This window comes from Citrobacter sp. RHBSTW-00029 (genome assembly GCF_014104295.1).
GTDB classification, from domain to species: Bacteria; Pseudomonadota; Gammaproteobacteria; order Enterobacterales; family Enterobacteriaceae; genus Citrobacter; species Citrobacter youngae.
The window spans coordinates 36,397-57,703 of the sequence record NZ_JABXRT010000003.1 but is presented as its reverse complement, the minus strand read 5'-3'; the positions used below and the strand labels follow the sequence as shown (position 1 = coordinate 57,703).

Here is a 21,307-nt window from a genome sequence, read left to right as displayed (position 1 = left end):
GAAAACCTGAATGCACACCATTAACGTCAAAACCGCCACTCGTGAATCAGCCGAACAATTTAAAACAGATAAATTTCAGCGCTATTGTGTAACCGATGGTGATGAACGACTTGATTTTATCCCTGCTCTTTTTTTTACACCATCCGCTGACAATATGATCGCCAGCTGGTTACGCCAGCATTCAGATTATGATGGCGGCTTCTGGAATTACTGGATCATTCCGCAGGGTGTTGGTGGCAATGTGGCCCCGAACAGAATTATCTTCACCACAACACAAACCGGGTATATCGCACCAGCAGGAGAACAACATTATAACATGTGTGTCCCCGGTAATTATTTTGAGTCAGAGGTCAGTGCTGATGCTGCAGGAATTATTGCAACGTTGATGATAATGAACTGGCTGTCCTGGCAGGCGGCGGATATGGGAGATAAATATGCGAAAGTCTGTAAACAGCTTGTCGCCCGTCAGGATGCGCTGAAGGATTATGTCAGTCTTATTCAACATCCGGAACGTGGATTGATATGGCGGGCTATCGATTAAAACAGGTGCGTCACTCTGGTGGCGCATTTTTTTTGATGGCAACATAAATTGCCTGAATTTCTTTTGCATATTGCTGGCGCTTTTTCTCCTGTACTTCCGTTTCACGAAATCCTGCATTATAAGCCCCTACAGCCCGCCATGAGTATCCCCAGCGTTTAAAAGCAATGGCAAGGTAGTAAGCGCCAGTGTAAATGTTAAGGCAATTGTCAGTATAAAGTTGTCGGGGAGTGATCCCGAACTGAGCCAGATGCGAAAAGTTTTGTGAGTGTATTTGCATCTTACCGACAGCATATTCACTCTGTGATACAACGTTGAGCGCATTATCACGCCAGGACGACTCACGGAACGAAATCGCCCGTAACAGATCCGGCTCGATCCGATAATCTCTTCCCGCCATTTCAAAACAGTCCTGCGCATTAACAGAAAATGTCATCGCCAGTAGTCCTGTAATCAGAGTTTTCCTCACGTCAGCTATTCCTCATTACCTTTTCTTTAGCCAGAGTGCCATTTTTGATAAAAAACGGCAATGCCCGGAAATACTGAATTCTTCCCGGCAGGTATATTTCTGTATGCCTGCTCCTTAACATCAAAGTCCCACACCCGTCGCAAGATTTAATCTTGCATGATTTGTCTTTTAAAACAGTTGGTTATGATTTTTTTAACGATGTATTTTAAACAGAGCGATTTAAAATAGAGTATAAGTACACTCTATCTATACTCTAATCAGAGTGTTCATCACACTCTGATTAGAGTATTTAAGCATTTTCAGGTTGTTATATAGAGTGTACTCGCGAGTATACTCTGCTTTTTATGGGCTACATACTCGCGACTATACTCTGATTTTTTTAATGGTATACTCGCCACATACTATGGATATGTATGTTAAAAATTGCCTTTTAATAATTTTTTGTTTTGTTCTAAAAAAGGATCTTCTATGCCACGTATACAAACTTTTGTCAGTAATCAGGTTCGTGAAGAAATAGAGTCTGTGGTTACAGAGCGCAGACAGGAAGGTGCGACGGAAGTTGATGCAACAGTATCTTCGGTCACTTCAATGTTAATAGAGCTTGGTCTGCGTGTATACCGGATACAGCGTGAGAAAAAAGAAAGTGGCTTTAACCAGATGGAATATAACAAAGTTATGCTGGACAGTATGGCTCGCGTCAGGATGATGTGTACGGAGATAATGAAAATGGGGACATTATCTCAGGAATCATTAAGTGATGGAGGGTTCAAACTGGATAATATGCGCAAAGCTATCGAGCGTTTTGCGGATGAGCAGGTGGGCATTTTTTTTGCTGAAGAAGAAAAAGACTAACTCCTGATATATTGCTCTCCGACTTCATGCCGCCTTTCATGGCGGCAGAGTATATTTATCATTCAGGTGCGGTAACGTTAGTGATTATATTGATTTCTAATTATTAAGTATTCATGCTTAATGTCCCTATTAATGTTTTTAGGATATATAGTAGTTTTGCGTGTAAAGGAAAGCTCTTATTTTTCACATCAGATTAAACCCCCTTCTTTACCTTTAATTCTCTTGCGCCCAGGATACCGGATGGTTTTTTATTTCTTCTGGGTGGATTACTGAAATACGTTCAAAATTTCGCATTTTTTATGTGACTACAGTCAAAAAACAAACCGTAATTCCGTTATTGATTGAGTGGGTATACCTGCTGCGATATATTTCACTTAAGGCAAATCAGTCAGAAGGGAGGCAATTATCAAATTTTAAATTGATTTGCCTTTAACGCGATAACAGGGGCGGCCACCCCTGTTATCGCTGGCCACCAATAACCTGAACACATTTAACAGGAGGTTACGATGGTTATCATCGATCCTATTCGTATGGAAATTTTACACAAGGTTTTTCCTGAGGTTAATGATGCGCAAGTCGAGGTTTTTACTCTTTTTGCTTTCGGAATGACTGTCAGGGAGATTTCTGATTACAGAAATACAAAGCCACAAGCAGTGTATAAAACTCTCAAGGAACTATGCACACAGTATGGTGCACCTTCTAATGAGGCACTTAAGACTTTGTACATCACTCGACTGGCTTTACATTCCTTCCTCGACTTAAGGATTGAACTGCTGCCGGAACTGTGATTAATCGAATTTGATGAAAAACGTGATGTGACGCGCATCACGTTTTATCGTTGATTTAGATCAATTTGTGGTTGTCAGACTTTTCCAGTGTTTCGTTTTTCTTCTTTTTATTCATGCATTTATTGAGGTTAAAAATAATACAATCTTCAATTGGACAACCCTATTTTTTTTACGTCATCATATGTCTGTTCCCTTTTTCTTTTTGTGAGGCTGAAAATGATTCAAGGTTTACCACTTAAACCCCGTCCTGCAGGGAAGTTTATAAAACTATATCTGGATGGTGTTGTGTATGCAGAGTTAAAAAAGAATGCAAAAAAAAACTCAAAATCAATTCAACAGACAGCAGCACTTAAAATTGAAGAGGCTTTAGGGTTAAAGGAGTGATTCTGTTACAGAGTCATTAGCCTTATCTGATGGTTCTGTGCCGGATTGACTTTACCGGTCAATACCGCTGGGTGTTTTATTAAAATTACATAAATGGAGTTTTTTATGAATTTATCCTTTGCAAAAGGCGGCCTCCCCGCGTCTGTAAAAAACCGTGCATGGCAGTTTTGCCAGATGGCATGGCGTGGTGTGACCAGTAAAAAAGCGCTGTCCCGTCTGGCTGCGCTGTCTCCGCTGCTGTTACTCGGTGTGGGACAGATGGCCCACGCCACTGACCTGCTGGCCGGGGGTAAAGATGATGTGAAAGCCACCTTCGGGGCCGACTCCTTCGTCATGATGTGTATCATCATTGCCGAACTGATTGTCGGTGTGGCGATGTATATCCGCACCAAGAACCTGCTTATCCTGCTGGGTCTGGTCGTGGTCATCGTCTTCACCACGGTTGGTCTGACGTTTATTGTCTGATGATGGAGGGAAACGATTTAGATAAATACCGTTTCCCGAAAACCCTGTCAGAGCAGAACCGTATTATCGGACTGCCCCTTGATGAAGCCATCCCCGCATCGGTTGTATTAGTGTGGGGATTTTTCACCAAGAAATATTTATTCAGTCTGATTATTGCGGCAATTATCTGGCAACTGATCAGGGCGGCGAAACGCGGAAAAAGTTCCCGCTGGTTATACAACTGGTGTTACTGGTATTTACCCACTGAATTATTCCGGGTGGTCTACCGCGTTATTCCCGATTCCAGTTTAAGGAAATGGATCAAGTAAATTACCGCAGGGCCATATTATGGAAATCAGCGCTCGTAATTCATCCACCAAAATTATTGCCATTTTTATTCTGTCACTCACGACACTGGTCTTTATTCTGGCTTTTGCTGTGGCATGGCTGGCCGTGACCAACAGAGCACTCATCCACGAACAGCGAACGGTTGTCACCCCGATGACCTATAACGCGCCGTTTGCCGTGTCGGAAACCAAATCTGATACGGAAAACTACCGGATGATGACGCTGTCCTTCCTGGCCCTGCGTCTTAATGTCTCGCCCGAAACCGTCGATTCGAACCACGCCTTTCTGCTCTCGTTTGTGGAGCCGGAGGCCCGGGAAGAGTTTAAGCCTGTCCTTGAAGAAGAAGCGGCGCAAATCAAAGCCAGTGAAGTGAACTCCGTTTTTTACGCCTCTGAAATCAATGTCTATCCCGTTGACGGCCGCGTCGATGTTCGCGGGGTACAGAAGATGTGGATTGGCAATGCAAAACCCTCCACAGAGTTAAAAACCTACCGTCTCCGCCTGAAATACGCTGGCGGCTTTACCCGTATTGGCCGGTTCTATGAGGTGACCAATGAAAAATAACCTTCCGGCATTATGGCTGGGCACCGCCATGATGACCGCCGTGCCCTTTGCAGCACAGGCCCAGTCTCCCGCGACCATCAGTTTCCCGCAGGGGGGACAGTTCCGGCTCAGTATCAGCAATACCGACCCCAACCTGATATTTATTCCCGGTGATAAAGTCACGGCCATTACCGCCCAGGGCGGCATGCTGGCCGACAAAAAGCTGACCTCTGCCGGCGGTGTGTTGTTCACCTCGGTGGCCACCCGCGCGTTCACGCTCTATGTGGAGACCGCGCTGGGCCAGACGTTCTCTGTGGTGGCCACGCCGGTGAAAGGGGAAGGCCGCGTATACCGTCTGATGAGTGCTGAACCGCCGGCGCGTCCGGAAACCCGCAAATGGGAAACCGCGCAGGCTTACGAAACACTGCTCATCAGCCTCAGCCGTTCAGTTCTGTCCGGCACGATGCCGGATGGCTATGGTGAAGTGAAGCCGCTGGCAGACGGCGTTCGTGTGCCGGGCGGTTTTTCCGTGACGCCACTGAAAGCCTGGGCCGGCGACCGGCTGCGTGCTGACCGCTATACCCTGCGTAATAACAATACCTGGGGCGTGGCGCTTCAGGAGCAGGACTTCTGGAAGCCCGGTATCCGGGCAGTGATGTTTGATAACAATGCGCAGACCCTTCTGGGTGGCGGAAGCATGACCCTCACCGTTATCCGTGAGAGCGGGGAGGGCAGCGATGGCCAACGTTAACAAAATCATCCGCCGCCGCCAGGTTGCCCTGCTGATTGCGCTGGTTCTCGGGATTGGCGCAGGCGGTGTCGGGACCTGGATGGTCTCAGAGATGAACCTGAAAAAAGCCCCGCCAGCCAAAGCCCCGAAAGGGGAACCCGCGCCGGACATGACCGGCGTGGTGAACCAGTCCTTTGACAATAAGGTCCAGCGTTCCGCGATTGCCGAGGCCCAGCGTCTGAATAAAGAAACGCAGACGGAAATTAAAAAGCTGCGTACCGAAATGGGCCTTATCGGGCGGGATCTGAAAGGTTCGCAGGACCGTATCCGGGAGCTGGAAGACGAGAACAAGCTGCTGCAGACCCAGCTTGAGGCCGGGAAAAACTTTGACTCCCTGAATGCCGAGCCGCTGCCGGGGGCGCTGGCTTCTCAGGGCAAACCGGCACCCGCCGGGGCCGTGCCGCCGCCGACCAGTTTCTGGCCCGCAGGCGGCGGACAGGCCCCGGTCGCACCCGTGATGGAGCCACTCAACCGCCCGGGCATGATGGACAGCCAGGAATTCAGTCTCCCGGATACCGGCCCGAAAAAGCCCCGTTTCCCGTGGATATCCTCCGGCAGCTTTGCCGAAGCCATCGTGGTGGAAGGGGCTGATGCGAATGCGTCCGTCACGGGGGACAAGAATACCGCGCCGATGCAGCTGCGTCTCACCGGCAAGGTCCAGATGCCCAACGACCAGGAATTCGACCTGACCGGCTGCTTTGTGACGCTGGAGGCCTGGGGGGATGTCTCCAGTGAGCGGGCCATCGTCCGTTCCCGCTCCATCAGCTGCAAGCTGGGGGAGGACAACATCGACCAGAAGATTGCCGGGCATGTGTCTTTCATGGGCAAGAACGGCATCAAGGGCGAAGTGGTCATGCGTAACGGCCAGATCCTGCTGTATGCAGGCGGTGCCGGCTTCCTGGATGGTATCGGCAAGGGTATCGAGAAAGCCTCCAGTACCACCGTGGGTGTCGGGGCCACCGCCAGTATGAGTGCCGCTGATATTGGCCAGGCCGGACTCGGCGGCGGTGTCAGCTCTGCCGCCAAAACCCTCTCTGATTACTACATCAAACGTGCCGAACAGTACCACCCGGTTATTCCGATTGGTGCAGGCAACGAAGTCACGCTGGTTTTCCAGGACGGCTTCCAGCTGGAAACCCTGGAGGAAGCCCGCGCGAAAGCGGCCGCACGTAAAAAACAAACGCAACCCGCTGCCCCGTCAGCCCCTGCTGTCATGTCGGCGAACACGCCGGACATGCTGAAGCAGCTGCAGGACTTCAGGGTGGGGGACACCGTTGACCCGGAAACCGGGCAGACCGTCACACAGTAAGCAGGGACCGGTTATCCGGTCAGAACACCACAATCCGGAACAGTCAGTGCCCTGGAAGACGTGAAAGGGATGGGCGGTAGCGTGTCCGGACAGCGTAAACAAGGAGAGCCGATGGCCGACGAACTGGACCATCTGCAGGTGCAGGAAGACCTGCTGACCCGGCTGCACATACAGGCCGCCCGGCAGCAGCTCATCAGGGGCGGGGAAAGTCTCAGCGAATGTGAATGCTGTGGCAACGACATTCCCCTCAGACGCCAGCAAACGATACCCGGGGTACGGACCTGCACGGAATGTCAGCGGGTACTGGAGCACCGGAGCAAACACTACCAGAGGTGAGCGATGGAAGACAGAACAGGCAATGTGATGGTCCCGGGGAGATCCGGCATGGGTAAGACCACTATCAGCGTTGAGGTTGTGCAGACCTTTTTATCAGAACGGCAACGCGACGACTGGCGGGAATTACGCGCTGGTATTCAGAAAAACGAAAAAAACTCAGGGGATGAACATCATGAAAACCAACAGTAATGGCGGTCCGGGTAAGACCCGTCATCTGAAAGATACCGCAACCCGCTGCGGGAATAAGGGGATGCGCGTCATCTGTGTTCATGCCGCAGATACCGCGTTCAGGTTTTCGGCATTTCTGCCGTGTTCTGACTCCCCTGGCGACAATGTCAGGATTTTCAGGTGCGAACTGTCGGGGGAGTATCGGCACTGCCTGTTCATGGGAAAACCGGGTTCAGGCAGGGGCGTAACCAGACAGCAGGTTGCCCGGGTATTTGTGGCCCGATCTGACGTCAGCCGGCTCAGGGAACTGTATTCCGGCGATGACGGAGAGGAACTGGCTGAGGCCATCCGTCAGAACTGCAGGGGATATATCAAGGGCCACGTCGTTTCTTCTGCGTGGGTAAAAGAAAACGGTAAATGATGATGGATATGTCTTCATTACTTCTGCGCGATTTCAGTGATCTGACCCGACCGGAACTGATTGCCAGACGTAAAAAGGTGGAGATTTTGCGGGCCAGAATATTGCATACCCACGAACATATTTCTCCCCGAAAACAGCAGTCTTTCGTGATTGCCATTGTGGTGCTGATAGTGGGCTACGCCTTAACGCACTTTCTGCTCCTCACCGGCGTGGCTGCGCTGGGCGCACAAATTATCGTCCTGCGTTATTCCACTCTGCCGCTGAACTGGCACATGCAGCTGGCTGGCGAAATACAAAAACTGGAGCCACTGCGACAATCTCCGCTTCGCCAGTGGGGCTGCACCTCTGATTCTTCCTGGGAATACGCGCAGTACTGCCTGGATAAAGAAATCACCCTGATCCATCTCTCGCTGGGTTCTGCGCCAGCCCCTTTTGATGCCTGACTGATAAGGACTGTTATATGAAAAAAATCACCCTGTTACTGGCAGGCAGCGTCCTGCTGTTATCCGGCTGTGCCGGCGTCAAAAGCAGCTTTGACTGCGATGCCACCACCTCTGATACCTGTATGACCATGACGAAGGCCAACCAGCTGGCCCGGGACAAGGCAGCAAAACAGACGGGAAAGCAGGCTGCGGGCGGACTGCCTTCCCTGGTTAACCTTCCGGCGCAGGCGGCTTCTCAGCCGGTACCGGTACGGTCTGTTATCCGCCCGGCATCAACACTTGCCCCCGTTGTGTCCGCCCCGTCCGTGGGGGCTTCCACCACGGTGACGTCAGCGGCCCGACCCTCTGCTCCGGCCCCCGTTCGCACCAGTGGCCTGTTGTCTCCGCGCCCGGTGGCAGGCGCGCCGGTGAGCACCACGGCTTCGCGTCCGGTACTGACCATGCCGCCAGTGCGTTCCGTCACACCGGTCACTGCGCCCTCGTGCCAGACCGTGCGCTGTGACAGCCCCGGTTCGGTGCATCCGCAGCGCAGCCAGGACCGGATTGCCACCGTCTGGATTGCGCCCTGGGTGGACAGCGATAACGCCTTTCATCAGCCCGGACGCGTGTCCTTTGTCGCCGAACCGGCGGACTGGGTTCTCCCGTCCCGCGTGAATTAAGGAGCCTGTGGTGAAAAAGTTTCTCAATGTACTGGAAAACCTGCAGAGCGCCTTCCGGATGCCGGATGGTGCGGCAGAGATGACCCGTAACCTGGCCAGCCTGGATTTTCCGCAGCTGACCAGTATCCTGCCGTACCGCGACTATGACCGCGACAGCGGCCTGTTCGTGAACCGCAATACCGTGGGCTTTCTGCTGCACGCCGAACCGCTTATCGGGGCCAATGAGCAGATAGTCTATGTGCTGGAAGACCTCATCAAGAGCAAGCTGCCCCGCAAAACGCCGATATCCTTTCACCTGGTGTCCAGCAAACTGATTGGCAGCCAGCTGGACCGTGGTCTGGCTGACTTCCGCTGGCAGGGAAAGCAGGCGGATAAGTTCAACCGTATTACCCGGGCCTATTACCAGCGGGCTACCCAGCTGCAGTTCAATAGCCCGACCGGCCTGCCGCTGACCCTGCGGGATTACCGTCTGTATATCTCTTACTGTGTGAAAGCAAAGAAACGCACGGCGGCGGTGATGACCGAAGTCTCACACACCATGAAGGTCCTGCGCTCCTCGCTCGATGCGGCGAAGATATTCACCCGGGCAGCAGACGACCAGGAGCTGGCCTCACTGGTGCACGGGATGCTCAATGCCCGTCATGACCAGCTGTATCCGGATGATGTTCGTGTCGGGAAGTTTGATGAGCTGCATCAGCGTTGCGTCGACCAGCGCATCGGTATCGATGTGCGTCCTGACGATGTCCGTGTCAGCCTGGCGGACCGGCAGGGGACGGTGACCACCACCCGGGCCATGAACTTTATGCTGGAGAACAACCCGGACATATTCATGCTGTGGATGGGAGGCGATAACCTGTCCAACCTCCTCAGCCCGGACCTGACCATTGCCAGCCCGTTTGTCATCACGATGGTGATGGAGGCCGAGGACCAGGTGGCCACCCAGGGGGAAGCGACGCGCAAGTACCTCGACCGGGAGAAAAAGGCCAACTCGCCTTATGCCACCCTGTTTCCCGGTGTGGCCAGACAGGCTAAAGAGTGGAAGGAGATCCGCGAGCACCTCAACAGCAACCAGACCTGCATCGTCCGCTATTACTACAACATCACCACGTTCTGCCCGGATTCGGATGAAGCAGCCCTGGTCTGCGAGCAGCAGGTCATCAACACCTTTAAAAAGAACGGCATCGACCTGTTTTCCCCGACCTATATGCAGTTCCGGAACTGGATAGCGATGATCCCCTTCATCCACGCCGAAGGGCTGTGGGACGATATCAAAATGGGCGGGGCCACCTGCCGGGCAGAGAGTATCCAGGCGGTGAACCTGCTGCCGGTGGTGGCCGACAACCGCCTCTGTCAGGGGGGACTGCTGACGCCGTCCTACCGCAATCAGCTGGCGTTCCTCGATATCTACGGCGACGGACTGGGCAACACCAACTACAACATGGCGGTGACCGGCACGTCCGGGGCCGGTAAAACCGGTCTGGTGCAGCCTATTCTGCGCAGCGTGCTGGACTCCGGCGGCATCGCCTGGGTGTTTGATATGGGCGACGGCTACAAGTCGTTCTGTGAGAACGTCGGCGGCACTTACCTGGACGGCAAGTCACTCAAGTTTAACCCGTTTGCCAACATCACCAGCATCAACGAATCCGGCGAGCGTATCCGTGACCAGCTGGCCGTGCTGGCCAGCCCCAACGGCACACTGGATGAGGTTCACCACAGTCTGCTGTTGCGCGGGGTTCAGGAAGCCTGGGAAGAACACAGGGAAAAAGCGCGTATCGACCATGTTGTCCATAAGCTGACGACCATCCGCGAAGATGAGAAATACCGTAACTCGCCCGGCATCACCAACCGTCTGGATGAGATTGTCGAACTGCTCGGGAAGTACTGCTCCTGGGGAATTTACGGCGAGTACTTCAACAGCGACGAGCCTTCCCTGACCGATGATGCCCGCTTTATCGTCCTGGAGCTGGGTGGCCTGCAGGATAAACCCGACCTGCTGGTTGCGGTGATGTTCTCCCTCATTATCTACATCGAGGACAAGATGTACCGCACGCCGCGCAGCCTGAAGAAATGCTGCACCATTGATGAGGGCTGGAAACTGCTCAACTTCAAAAATGACAAGGTCGGGCAGTTTATTGAAACCGGCTACCGCACCGTGCGCCGTCACCGTGGGGCGTTCATCACCATCAGCCAGAATATCAAGGACTTTGACGCCGATGATGCCTCCGGCGCGGCCAAAGCGGCCTGGGGTAACTCCGCCTTCAAGGTGGTGCTCAAGCAGGATGCGTCTGAATTCAAGCAGTACAACCAGAACCGCCCCAACCAGTTCAGCGAACTGGAGCGCAGCGTAATCAGTAAGTTCGGGGATGCCAAAGACCAGTGGTTCTCCTCCTTTATGCTGCGCATCAACGACACCTGCAGTTTCCATCGTCTCTTTGTCGATCCGCTGAGTCGGGCGATGTTCAGTTCAAAGGGCGATGACTTCGAATTTATCCGCCAGTGCCGGGAACAGAACATGGATATCCATGACGCGGTGTATCAGCTGGCTGTCCGTAACTTTCCTGATGAGATGCGCGAACTGGAAGCGCTCGCGGAGGCCGCATGACCACAGAGCAAAACCTTACTCCTGCTCAGCCTGAACCCACCCTTACTGCAGATGACGTCAGGAAGGGGGGAAACACCAAAGCGAAAGGACACCGGCTGGAGCAACGTCGCCGCCGCTGCCTGCGCAATTTGTTGCTGGTTGCAGCCACTATTGTGTGTATCAACGCGGCGGTCACGTCGCTGCTGATTAGCTGGCGCACCCCGACAGTCGTGTCCTTTGATATGAAGGGGACGGTCGACCAGTTCACTGACCAGGCGGGCGCCCGGTCCCTGGATGAAAAACAGACGACCGACCTGACGGAACGGTTTATGCACGCCCTCAGCACCGAGCTTCAGGAATACCAGCGCCGTCATGACGCTCTTATCCTGGTGACGCCGGCAGTGGTCGGCGGGGCCGCTGACATTACCGGGGAGATCCAGAGCGCGGTGGCGACGAAGATGGCCGAAGGAGGGACGCCGTAATGTACCGACGTCTGCTCATTCTGCTTGTCCTGCCCGGCATGGTACAGGCGAAAAACCTGGGGACATGGGGGGAGATGTACCCCATTGCCGAACAGGACATGCTGACCACCATCCAGACCCGGCTGAAAGCGATGGAAGCCAGCGGCGAGATGGCCCGGGAGCAGGAAGCGTTCAAACAACGCGTCATTGAAAACACCCTGCGCCCGAAGCCGGTTGACGGTCTGACGCTGGCGCAGGAGAACACCACGCACTATATCGACCCCTCCCTGACGGTCAGTGAGGACCTGAAAGACCATCAGGGCCGGGTGTTTGCCCATAAAGGGCAGGTCATTAATCCGCTGGATACGGTGCCGTTTACCGACACGCTGTACTTTATCGACGCCGATAACCCGCAGCAGCTGGCGTGGATGAAGGTGCAGAAGCCCGGGACGCTGACGTACCGCGTCATTCTGGTCAACGGCGATGTCCGGGAGGCCACGAACGCCCTGAATACCCGTATCTACTTTGACCAGGATGGCTCGCTCAGCCGGAAGTTTGCGCTGAAAGCCATCCCGGCCCGGGTGACGCTGGCAGAAGATCGTCGCCGTCTGCGGGTGGACACGTTTGCCCTGGACGCGCCGGAGGTGAAGCCATGAAACGTTATCTGGCCGGTCTGGGGCTGATATTTCTGTGTCTGGCAGGGATGAGTGGCACGACACAGGCGGCCTCTGCGGAATGCGAGGGGAATTTTGTCAACCCGATCACCGATGTCTGCTGGGAGTGCATCTTCCCGGTGACCATCGGCAATGTGCCGGTGGCCAAAGGTCGCCAGCCGGACACGCCGAATCCGTCGATGCCGATTCAGTTCTGCCCGATGGGCATTCTGTACCGGGTGGGACTGGCCATCGGGTACTGGGAGCCGATGGCGCTGACGGACGTGACGCGCTCCCCGTACTGCATGGTGAATCTGGGCGGGTTCAATATCAATATCGGGAACGTCGGCAGCGGGACAGGCGGGCAGGAAAACCGCGCAAATCCCGGCGCATTCTACCATGTCCACTGGTACAAATACCCGCTCACCTACTGGCTGAACATTATCACCTCGATGGGCTGCCTGCAGGGTGGTGACCTGGATATCGGCTATCTGTCCGAACTGGACCCGATGTGGGACAGCAGTTCGCTGAGCATGATTATCCAGCCCGAAGCCATTCTCTTTGGCAACATCATCGCCCAGGGAGCCTGTGCGGCTGACGCGGTGGCAAGCCTCACGGGTAAACCCATTGATGCCCTGTTCTGGTGTGCCGGCAGTCAGGGCAGCATGTATCCGTTTAACGGCTATGTCTCTAACGAATTCAGCCCGCTGCAGACCTCTTTACTGCTCAGTGAACGCATGGCGTTCAAACTGCACCGTCAGGGCATGGTGATGAACAGCATCGGTGAAAACACCTCCGTGTGTTTTGAATATCCGTCCCCGATCATCCCTAAAAGCCGCTGGCGGTATCACCTGGTTAATAAATATCCCGATGCAGGCCAGTGTCATCCGCTGGGCCGTAGTGTGACCCGCTGGGAAACCGGCAAGAACATGCCCAACGACCGGCGCAATTTCGGGTATCTCTTCTGGCGCAAGCGTAACTGTGTATTTCTTTAAGTCACAGGGAGAAAGACAATGAAACGAGTACTGATGTCGCTGGCCGTGCTTCTGACCTGCGGGGCCGGGATGGCCAGTGACCATACTGAGAACCGCCAGTTTATTCACGACCAGTTGCAACTGGACAGGCAGCGTTTTCGTGCCCTGCAGACGCCGGAGTTTCTGCAACAGCCGCGCACCGTGACACCACAGGACCAGGCGTTTCTGGACGCGCAGGCCTCACAGTTCCGTCAGGCCATGCAGCCCGGGGAGCGCCCGGTGGACGCGGCCCTGGTGTTTGTGTCCTTCTCGATGCCAGCGGAGGAACTGAAACAGCGCGTGAAGGATGCGGCACAACTCAATATTCCGGTGGTTATCCGGGGGATGGTCAACGGTGATATGCGGGCCACTGCCAATGCCGTGGCCGGTCTGGTGAAAGAGAGCAATACCGGCGGGGTGCAGATAGATCCGACCACGTTTCGCAAATACAACATTACCGCCGTGCCGGTGCTGATTGTGGCCTGTGGCAATCAGGGCGATACGGTCGACCGGCTTCAGGGGGACCTGACGTTACATCAGGCCCTGAAGCGGGTGGCGGAAGAGGGTGACTGTGCTGACACGGCCCGGAACCTGCTGGGTGAGGAGGCGAAATGAAGCGGTATCTTCCTTTACTGATGGCGATGGCATCCTTCTGCCTTGTTCAGCCACTTGTCGCGAATGACCAGTTTAACCAGGGCATGCAGCAGGGTAACGCCAGCAAAGGGCAGGGGGCCGGTGCCATACAGGGGTTTAACCCGGCAGAGGCAATCCCCGGCTACACCGACTCACCGCCGGAAAGCGGCTATTACGGGGGCGTGACGTCCTCCGGCGTGGACATGACCTCACCCGGGTCGTCGGCGCTGAATACCTCGGAGGCCGGGAAAACCATCACCGAATCCATTCTGAACACGCCGCCGGATAATAAACCGTCGCTGGATGCGCCGTTTATTTCTGAAGGGCTGGCCATGAAAGACAAGGCGGAGACCATTACCGGCGGCGGGTTTGCCGGCTGCGTGGACCAGCCTGCCAGCTTTACCGAAATCACCACCCATCAGTGTCTGCGGGATACGAAGATCGAGCAGTACTGTACGCGCACAGCCACGCTGGGGTATGAGGGCAGCACGGAATATGACGTGAGAGTGGTGGAATATGAGCTGAGTGAACTGCCGTCGTGGGAGGAAAACGGCAACATCGTGGTGGCAGTGACGCCGCAAATCAGCGGGGAAATCACGGAAGCCACGTATTCCTGGAGTAACTCCCTCGGTAACAAACCGCGTTTCCATATGACGATTTCCTTTCTCGGTAATAACGTGCAGTGGCACCAGAAGGGGTCGTACAACAACGTGAGCTTTAAGCCTGTTCCGTCCTCCCTGACTGCCGGTGTGTCGTTCACCTCCCGTCATCCCCGTAAAGTCCGGGATGGCTCCGGCTCGCTGACGCACCGCAAACACGTTCCGTTTAAACTGCGCTTCGTGCTGCGGGTAAAAAGGGACAGTTACAAACCCGTCGTGACCTGGTCCGAAAACTGTCCGTTCAGCAAGACCGAGGGGGCCATGACCGGTTCACAGTGCGTGGAACCGGGTGAAACCCGCACGATTGTGGTCGGTGGCCAGACGCTGAGTGCGTATCAGGCCTGCTGGAAATGGCAGGACACGTACCTGACCCAGACAGAGACGGAAGGAACCTGCGGGGAATACATGAGGGACTCCACCTGTACGGTGACCCGCAGCGAGTGTGCCGACACGGTGGACGGCTTCTGCGTCAGTCAGCAGGTGACCTACTCCTGTGAGCGTAAAAAAGAGGGTAACGGCCAGATTTGCGGCGGGGAATTCTTCTGTAAAGACGGCAGTTGTGCCCAGGCGCAGACGGGAACCAGCAATATGTTTGGTCAGGCGGTCTCGGCGCTGGCGGCAGTGGCCGCTGCCGGGGAAGATGTGGCTCTGCTGAACGGGGAAAACGTCCGCGCCTTTACCGGAGAAGCGCAGCACTGCAAGAAGATGGCGGTGGGCTTCAATAACTGCTGCAAGGACTCCGGCTGGGGCCAGGATGTGGGCCTGTCGAGCTGCAGCAGCGAGGAAAAGGCGCTCGGGAAGGCGAAGGACAAAAAGCTGACAGTGTATGTCGGGGAGTACTGCAGCAAAAAGGTGCTGGGCGTGTGCCTGGAGAAGAAGCGCGGTTACTGCGTGTTTGACTCCAAACTGGCGCGTATCGTCCAGGAGCAGGGCCGCCGTGGCCAGCTGGGCGTCGGGTTCGGCGGGGGAAAATCACCGGACTGCCGGGGCATCACGGTGGATGAACTCCAGCGACTCGATTTTGGCGTGATGAACTTCAGCGATTTTTATGATGACCTCAGTGCCGGCAGCGACATCCCCGAAGACCAGGCACTACTGAAAAAAGCGCAGGACATCATCGCGGAAAAAATGAAGGATGCGACGCCATGAAACGACTCGCTGTCCTGATGATGGTGTTATCCACCACCCTGCATGCCGCCCCGGATGAGGTTCTGACGTCTAACTTTGCCCGGGAAGAGGGCTGGCAGTGGTACAACCCGAATGCGGCTGAGGAAGACCCTGCCCCCGCGCCAGCCCCGACGCAGCAGGCGCGTCTGGCCAGTATGACTCCGTCAGAGCAAAAAAAAGTGCTCCAGCAGGCGACGCGTGAAGCACTCGATACCGCCATTCTGTATCCGTCAGCGGAGAACTTTCGCCGCTTTATGACCCTGCAGAACTTCTGGACTGACCGGGCGACGGACTTCACCCAGACCTCGAAACTGGCGCGTCTGAAATACCCGGAGCTCGACTACAACGTGAAGCGCAGCCACTACAACGGTTCGGTGGAGGCGCGTCTGAGCGAAGAGAAGAAGGTTCAGAGTGCGGTGATAAGCCAGGTGGCGCAGCGCTACGGCCTGTTCTTCTTCTATCGCGGGAATAATGCCGTCGACAACCTGATGGCCGGAGTCATCCGCGCCTTCTGCGAAGACCGGGGCATCACGCTCATGGCGATCAGTGTGGACGGCAAAATCAGCGACCAGCTGCCACAGAGCCGCCCTGACAGCGGACAGGCGGAGCAGATGCGCGTCACTCACTTCCCGGCCACCTTTCTGGTCGACCCGAAAACGCACCAGTGGCAACCCCTTGCATGGGGATTTATGAGCCACGACGACCTCGATAACCAGATGGTCAGCGTCCTGACGCAGTTCAGGGCCACTTACTGATAATTCCGACCGCTAAGGTAACGTATGAATATCCCTTTACTGAAGACCGCCATCCTGATGGCGGCGATGCTGTCCGGCCTGACGCAGGCCGGGACCCTGGATGATATCCGCGCCCTGGAGGCCACAAAGACCGGGCGTACCGCCCCGGCGCTGGACGGACTCGCTCTGCCGAAGACCCCGACAACTGCGACAGTTGATCGTCCGGTTCAGGATACGGCCCCTGTCTGGCTCCCGCTCAGTGACGGGCGACAGGTGAACGTGCAGGACTGGAAGGTCGTGCTGTTTATGCAGTCGACCTGTCAGTACTGCCGCCAGTTTGCGCCGGTGCTGAAATCCCTGTCACAGCAGACCGGCCTCAGCGTGTTCCCGGTGAGTCTCGACGGGAGAGGCGATACCGAATTCCCCGATGTGCTCCCGGCCACGCCGGATGTGATGGTGGAATATTTCCAGAGCGGTGTGCCAGTGGCGACACCGACCACCTTTCTGACCAACGTCAACACGATGGAAACCTGGCCACTGCTGCAGGGGGCGGCAGGGGCCGGTGAGTTCCGCTCCCGCCTCGATGAGGTATTCCGGATGGCGCTGGACCGTCAGGCCGGGAAACACCTTCCACCACCTTCTGAGGGACCACGATAATGCGACTGAAACCACTCTGCCTGGCGATGGTGCTGGGTCTGTACAGCGCGGGCACGGCGCATGCCGGCCTGCAGGATGACATGAATTCTTTCTTCAATGACATGAGTTACGCCAGTAATGCCACCTCGGCCAAAGCCTGGCAGGGGCAGGCGGCGCGTTATGTCTCCGGCGGTTCGTTCTATGCCCGGACCGGTAATAAAAATATCCAGCTGATCTCCATCAGCCTGCCGTCCATCAACGCCGGCTGCGGCGGAATTGACGTCTATCTGGGCGCGTTCTCTTTCATAAACTCCGACCAGATTATGGCTTTTGTGAAACAGACAATGGCCAATGCGGCGGGATACTTTTTTGACCTCGCACTGGAAACCACGGTCCCGGAACTGAAAGCCGCGAAAGACTTCCTGCAGAAGATGGCCGCTGACCTTAACCGCTTCAATATGTCGAGCTGCCAGGCGGCAAAAGCGATGGTCGACAGCGTGGCGTCGATGTGGGGCGAGAGCCAGCAGAACGTCTGCCAGTCGGTCGCCGGGCAGAAAAACGTGTTCTCTGACTGGGTGTCTTCCCGTCAGGGGTGTACGTCAGGCGGGAAATACGACGCTGTTACCGACAAGGCTACCGGGGCGGAAAAGGACCAGGTCCTGAAAGATATCAATCTGATGTGGGATGCGCTCAGTAACAGTACGCTCAGCAGCAATGCGGAACTGCGCCAGTTTGCCATGAGTATCAGCGGGTCGGTGATTTTCGGCAGCAACGGGGAGATGCGTATTCTCTCGTCGCTGGCCTCCGACCGCAGTCTGCTGACCGCGATGATGAGCGGGGGCAGCGCGAAGGTGTATGTCTGCGACAACCAGAACAAGTGCCTGTCCCCGTCCCTGAGTAACGTGACGATATCCGAATCCAAATCCCTTATCCGGATGGTACAGGACATGCTGACCAGCATCGAGAACAAGGCCATCACCGACTCGCCCCTGACGGAGAAAGAGAAGCAGTTCATCAACAGCACCTCCATCCCCATCCTGTCCTGGATAGTGGACCAGTCGTCACTGAGCGTGTCGCAGTCCCTGTTTGCACAGCTGACGGATTATATCGCCGTCGATATTTACCTGCAGTACCTGGAGGCTGTGATGAAGGTGGTCAACGGCTCGCTGGCCACCAAAGATTATCCCGGGGCCAACATGAAAGAGCTGAAAAACGGCCTGTCCGATGCCCGACAGGCGCTCAACTCGCTGCGTATGGAAGTGCAGATTAAGGAGGACGCCCTCATCTCTGCCCAGCAGCAAATCCGCTTTATCCGCCAGCAGGTCTCCTCAAAGATGAGCGACCGCGTGCTGGGTAACTACCAGTTCAGCAGGGTGAATTAATATGTCGGTGGAAACGATTTATACCGTGGCGGGCGGGGCGTGGTTCCAGGACACGCTCAACGGGGTGGCCGCCTTCTTTAACAGCCGGGCGGGGGATGCGCTGATTGTGATGGCTACCGCCGTGTCTGTGATTGTTGGGGCGGCAACCTATATCCGCACCCGTAACCTGATGGACCTGGCGAAGTGGGTGGCCTTCTATGTTTTTGTGCTGGCCGTTATGATTGGCGACAAAACGAATGTCCAGGTGGTGGACCTGTCTGAGCCTGCCGCCATTTATCAGGTGGATAATGTCCCGACCGGCCTTGCCGCACCGGCCAGCCTGATTACCCGTATCGGGGCCGGGATGGCGCAGACTTACGATTTTATCTTTGCCCGCCCGGATGCGCTGACCTACAGCAAAACCGGGATGCTGTTCGGGGCGCAACTGGCCGCAGGCAGTACCGATTTTCGTTTTTCTGAACCGGAAATTCAGCGTATGTTCACGGATTACGTCCATAACTGTGTGGTGGGCGATATCATGCTGAACAACAAGTACACCACCGGGGACCTGATGAATGCCTCCGACCCGTATGCGCTGATATTCAGTCGTCCCAGTCCGTTGCGCGGCCTGTACGACAAAAACCGAAATTTCCTGACCTGCGAACAGGCCACAACCAAAATTAACACCGATTCCAGCGACATCAGCGGGGCCAACCCGCAGCCGTTTCTGCAGCAGGTCCTGAACATGACCCACGGGTTTACCAACCAGGTGTTCGGGCCGACAAACGGGAATAAGGCGGCACTGTTTACCGAAATGCTGGGCGACAGCTACAGCTATTTTCACGGCACATCCCTGACCTCCACCGAAATTATTCGCAAGAACGTGATAATGAATGGCCTGCGCAGTGGTCTGGAGAGTTTTTCTGCCCAGAACGGTGATACGGCAGGGCTGGTGAATGTGGCCACCCAGACCTCGATGGCCAAAATGCGTCTCTCGCAGGCAACCAGCGCCTCGGTGGCCGCCAATACGCTGCCGGTGATGTATTCGGTGCTGCTCGGCATGACGATTGCCCTGTTCCCGATTCTGGTTGTGCTGGCAATGGTGAGTTCCCTGTCCTGGATGATTATTAAAGGGTATGTCTACACTATTGCTTACCTGCAGATGTGGCCCCTGCTGTTTTCCATCCTGAATCATGCGATGAATTTTTACCTGCAAGGCAAACTCAACGGGACGGCGGTGACGCTGGCCACCTTTGACCAGGTGCAGAACACCTACTCCGATATCGGGACCACGGCGGGCTGGCTCGCGCTGTCCATTCCGTTTATTGCCTGGGGGATGGTGAAAGGGCTGGGTCAGGTGGTGTCGCAGGCGGGGAACTACCTTGGCCAGACGCTGCAGTCGGCCTCCACCCAGTCGTCATCTCAGGCTGTCGACGGTAACTGGCACTATAACAATATGTCGACCGGGAACGTACAGGGTAACAAGTGGGACACCAACTACAGCCATCGTGAAGGGCATATGACCAGTCAACTGGAAAGCGGGGCGACGAAAACCCTGACCTCGTCCGGGCAGAATGTCTACAACACCACAGAGGCGATTTCAAAACTGCCTGTCGATATTGCGCTGGGGAAAACCGCATCCAGCAGCTGGCAGCAACAACAGCGTGATGCGCTGAGCGAAGCGCAGAGCCTCAGCAACAGCCTGTCACAGACCTCGAGCCTCGCCACGTCGCAGATGAGCCAGTGGAGCCAGCAGCGGGGTAACAGCGACACCACGGTGGCAGGCAGCGACGCCTCTGCCAGCAGTAATCTGACCAAAGCGCTGAACACCATTCAGTCGATTGGTTCCCGGTATGCCCGGGATGAAAATGTCAGCCTGGCAGAAGGGGTTCGGGCAGCCGCAACCAAGAGCCAGGATATGAGTTTTGGTGCCGGTGCCAGTGTGCAGGGCTCTGTTGACTCAGACCGCCAGATTCTCGGCAAAGTTGCCGGCCTTGTGACCGGAGGGAAAGTCTCAGGGGAAGCGCATCTGAAAGGTGAGTATACGGGCAGAAGCGGCTCCTCGCATGGCACCAGTTCCGACCTGACTCAGCAGGGTGGGACCAGCAAAGGATTCAGTGCCCAGGAGATGAAGGATTTCCGCGATGCAATGGATGTGGTGACTTCCAGCCGCGTGACCGACAGCGGCAGTCATACGGACAATGCGTCGGCCTCTCTGGCTAACCAGCTGTCGTCCACCTTCTCCAGTCTGAAAAGCCAAGCATCGCAGTACAACGATGCGGTTACGCGTAGTCACGAGTACTCGCAGCTGGCCAGCTATGCTGAAAATAACAGTGCCAGTATTAACCAGAACTACTCCCAGGAGTTTGTGGGTTATGTTACCAGCAAGCGTCCGGGCGAAGCTGACCAGCTGCTTTCTGATGCGGCCAGCCCGGAAGTCCGTGCCGAGCGCGACAGACTGGCGCAGTCATTTGTGGAAGACCGCATGAAACCGCAACTGCTGCAGGAGTTTGAAGAGAACAGAGGCCGTACCGGTGAGGGGATGGGAAGTGTGGGGGCCTCCTACGGGGGCGGTAACCTGCAGGGTGAATATCATGCGCAACAGACACAAATGGAAAACCGGGCAAACGAAGGTGGCGTGAGGCAGCAGGGTGACGTCAGCGGCGATGTGGCTGACAGACGCCGTCACGCCGAATCTCAGGTCAGTGATGAAAAAAATACTGTGATCTCGTCCGGCAATACACCGAAGGAAGAATACAACCGCTTGCAGAGTGAGCATGAGCAGGGTAATAAAGATTTTGATAAAGCCAAAAAAGAAGAGGAATACCGGCAGTCAGCAATACCGTTAAATGCCGGAGACGCAAAAGAGAATATTGGAAAGTTGAAAGACGAGATAAAAAAACACGGTGATTTTTAA

The 21,307-nt window shown here is 55.3% G+C and carries 25 protein-coding genes; 24 read left to right on the top strand and 1 reads right to left on the bottom strand.

The annotated features are described in order from the left end of the window. Nucleotides 1-10: 10 nt before the first annotated feature. Nucleotides 11-541 carry an antirestriction protein gene (locus HV041_RS24150; protein ID WP_071687493.1) on the top strand — a complete coding sequence of 177 codons (531 nt, stop codon included), beginning with the start codon at nucleotides 11-13 and terminating at the stop codon, nucleotides 539-541. A 10-nt stretch (nucleotides 542-551) separates the two neighbouring features. Here the strand turns inward: HV041_RS24150 and HV041_RS24145 are convergent, their stop codons facing one another. After that, a complete protein-coding gene (locus HV041_RS24145; protein ID WP_071687492.1) occupies nucleotides 552-1,007 on the bottom strand; it encodes a transglycosylase SLT domain-containing protein in 456 nt (151 codons plus the stop codon). A gap of 468 nt (nucleotides 1,008-1,475) precedes the next feature. Here HV041_RS24145 and traM point away from each other — a divergent pair, with 468 nt between their 5' ends. From traM to traG, 23 genes are all read left to right on the top strand, one after another. After that, on the top strand, nucleotides 1,476-1,859 hold the full coding sequence (gene traM / locus HV041_RS24140; RefSeq protein WP_071687491.1) for a conjugal transfer relaxosome DNA-binding protein TraM: 384 nt from the start codon (nucleotides 1,476-1,478) through the stop codon (nucleotides 1,857-1,859). A 506-nt stretch (nucleotides 1,860-2,365) separates the two neighbouring features. After that, on the top strand, nucleotides 2,366-2,647 hold the full coding sequence (locus HV041_RS24135; protein WP_071687490.1) for a conjugal transfer protein TraJ: 282 nt from the start codon (nucleotides 2,366-2,368) through the stop codon (nucleotides 2,645-2,647). Between the two features lie 216 nt (nucleotides 2,648-2,863). After that, the gene (locus tag HV041_RS24130) at nucleotides 2,864-3,031 is read left to right on the top strand and encodes a hypothetical protein (protein ID WP_164845037.1); all 168 of its coding nucleotides are present in this window, start codon (nucleotides 2,864-2,866) and stop codon (nucleotides 3,029-3,031) included. Between the two features lie 105 nt (nucleotides 3,032-3,136). Then, the gene (traA, locus tag HV041_RS24125) at nucleotides 3,137-3,496 is read left to right on the top strand and encodes a type IV conjugative transfer system pilin TraA (protein ID WP_071687489.1); all 360 of its coding nucleotides are present in this window, start codon (nucleotides 3,137-3,139) and stop codon (nucleotides 3,494-3,496) included. Nucleotides 3,497-3,498: 2 nt separating this feature from the next. Further along, the gene (traL, locus tag HV041_RS24120; protein ID WP_071687511.1) at nucleotides 3,499-3,804 is read left to right on the top strand and encodes a type IV conjugative transfer system protein TraL; all 306 of its coding nucleotides are present in this window, start codon (nucleotides 3,499-3,501) and stop codon (nucleotides 3,802-3,804) included. Nucleotides 3,805-3,823: 19 nt separating this feature from the next. Then, nucleotides 3,824-4,387 carry a type IV conjugative transfer system protein TraE gene (traE, locus tag HV041_RS24115; RefSeq protein WP_071687488.1) on the top strand — a complete coding sequence of 188 codons (564 nt, stop codon included), beginning with the start codon at nucleotides 3,824-3,826 and terminating at the stop codon, nucleotides 4,385-4,387. After that, nucleotides 4,377-5,117, top strand: coding sequence for a type-F conjugative transfer system secretin TraK (gene traK, locus HV041_RS24110; RefSeq protein ID WP_071687487.1), 741 nt, complete (start codon nucleotides 4,377-4,379; stop codon nucleotides 5,115-5,117). Before traE ends, traK begins: the two co-directional genes overlap by 11 nt. Then, a complete protein-coding gene (gene traB, locus HV041_RS24105) occupies nucleotides 5,104-6,465 on the top strand; it encodes an F-type conjugal transfer pilus assembly protein TraB (protein WP_071687486.1) in 1,362 nt (453 codons plus the stop codon). The genes traK and traB overlap by 14 nt, the downstream gene beginning before the upstream one ends. A gap of 111 nt (nucleotides 6,466-6,576) precedes the next feature. Next, nucleotides 6,577-6,801, top strand: a complete 225-nt coding sequence (locus HV041_RS24100) for a TraR/DksA C4-type zinc finger protein (protein WP_071687485.1) — start codon at nucleotides 6,577-6,579, stop codon at nucleotides 6,799-6,801. A gap of 3 nt (nucleotides 6,802-6,804) precedes the next feature. Then, complete coding sequence (locus HV041_RS24095) at nucleotides 6,805-6,990, top strand: hypothetical protein (RefSeq protein ID WP_071687484.1); 186 nt, start codon at nucleotides 6,805-6,807, stop codon at nucleotides 6,988-6,990. Next, nucleotides 6,974-7,390, top strand: a complete 417-nt coding sequence (locus tag HV041_RS24090) for a hypothetical protein (protein WP_071687483.1) — start codon at nucleotides 6,974-6,976, stop codon at nucleotides 7,388-7,390. Before HV041_RS24095 ends, HV041_RS24090 begins: the two co-directional genes overlap by 17 nt. A gap of 8 nt (nucleotides 7,391-7,398) precedes the next feature. Next, nucleotides 7,399-7,833 (top strand): hypothetical protein, encoded by a 435-nt coding sequence (locus HV041_RS24085; RefSeq protein ID WP_224776423.1) that lies wholly within the window; start codon nucleotides 7,399-7,401, stop codon nucleotides 7,831-7,833. 17 nt (nucleotides 7,834-7,850) lie between these two features. After that, nucleotides 7,851-8,492: a type IV conjugative transfer system lipoprotein TraV gene (gene traV, locus HV041_RS24080; RefSeq protein ID WP_071687481.1), complete on the top strand. Its 642-nt coding sequence runs from the start codon at nucleotides 7,851-7,853 to the stop codon at nucleotides 8,490-8,492. Between the two features lie 10 nt (nucleotides 8,493-8,502). Beyond that, nucleotides 8,503-11,094, top strand: a complete 2,592-nt coding sequence (gene traC, locus HV041_RS24075) for a type IV secretion system protein TraC (RefSeq protein ID WP_081365520.1) — start codon at nucleotides 8,503-8,505, stop codon at nucleotides 11,092-11,094. After that, the gene (trbI, locus tag HV041_RS24070; protein WP_071687479.1) at nucleotides 11,091-11,555 is read left to right on the top strand and encodes a type-F conjugative transfer system protein TrbI; all 465 of its coding nucleotides are present in this window, start codon (nucleotides 11,091-11,093) and stop codon (nucleotides 11,553-11,555) included. Before traC ends, trbI begins: the two co-directional genes overlap by 4 nt. Next, nucleotides 11,555-12,190, top strand: coding sequence for a type-F conjugative transfer system protein TraW (traW, locus tag HV041_RS24065; protein ID WP_071687478.1), 636 nt, complete (start codon nucleotides 11,555-11,557; stop codon nucleotides 12,188-12,190). The genes trbI and traW overlap by 1 nt, the downstream gene beginning before the upstream one ends. Then, nucleotides 12,187-13,182 (top strand): conjugal transfer pilus assembly protein TraU, encoded by a 996-nt coding sequence (gene traU / locus HV041_RS24060; protein WP_071687477.1) that lies wholly within the window; start codon nucleotides 12,187-12,189, stop codon nucleotides 13,180-13,182. The genes traW and traU overlap by 4 nt, the downstream gene beginning before the upstream one ends. A gap of 18 nt (nucleotides 13,183-13,200) precedes the next feature. Continuing rightward, complete coding sequence (gene trbC, locus HV041_RS24055) at nucleotides 13,201-13,815, top strand: type-F conjugative transfer system pilin assembly protein TrbC (RefSeq protein WP_071687476.1); 615 nt, start codon at nucleotides 13,201-13,203, stop codon at nucleotides 13,813-13,815. Further along, entirely contained in the window at nucleotides 13,812-15,641 is a 1,830-nt protein-coding gene (gene traN / locus HV041_RS24050; protein ID WP_071687475.1) for a type-F conjugative transfer system mating-pair stabilization protein TraN, read from the top strand. The genes trbC and traN overlap by 4 nt, the downstream gene beginning before the upstream one ends. Further along, nucleotides 15,638-16,414 (top strand): type-F conjugative transfer system pilin assembly protein TraF, encoded by a 777-nt coding sequence (gene traF / locus HV041_RS24045; protein ID WP_071446642.1) that lies wholly within the window; start codon nucleotides 15,638-15,640, stop codon nucleotides 16,412-16,414. The genes traN and traF overlap by 4 nt, the downstream gene beginning before the upstream one ends. Before the next feature lie 24 nt (nucleotides 16,415-16,438). After that, nucleotides 16,439-17,050, top strand: a complete 612-nt coding sequence (gene trbB, locus HV041_RS24040; RefSeq protein ID WP_071446641.1) for a type-F conjugative transfer system pilin assembly thiol-disulfide isomerase TrbB — start codon at nucleotides 16,439-16,441, stop codon at nucleotides 17,048-17,050. After that, entirely contained in the window at nucleotides 17,050-18,411 is a 1,362-nt protein-coding gene (gene traH / locus HV041_RS24035) for a conjugal transfer pilus assembly protein TraH (RefSeq protein ID WP_071687474.1), read from the top strand. The genes trbB and traH overlap by 1 nt, the downstream gene beginning before the upstream one ends. Before the next feature lies 1 nt (nucleotide 18,412). Then, nucleotides 18,413-21,307: a conjugal transfer mating-pair stabilization protein TraG gene (gene traG, locus HV041_RS24030; RefSeq protein WP_182294297.1), complete on the top strand. Its 2,895-nt coding sequence runs from the start codon at nucleotides 18,413-18,415 to the stop codon at nucleotides 21,305-21,307.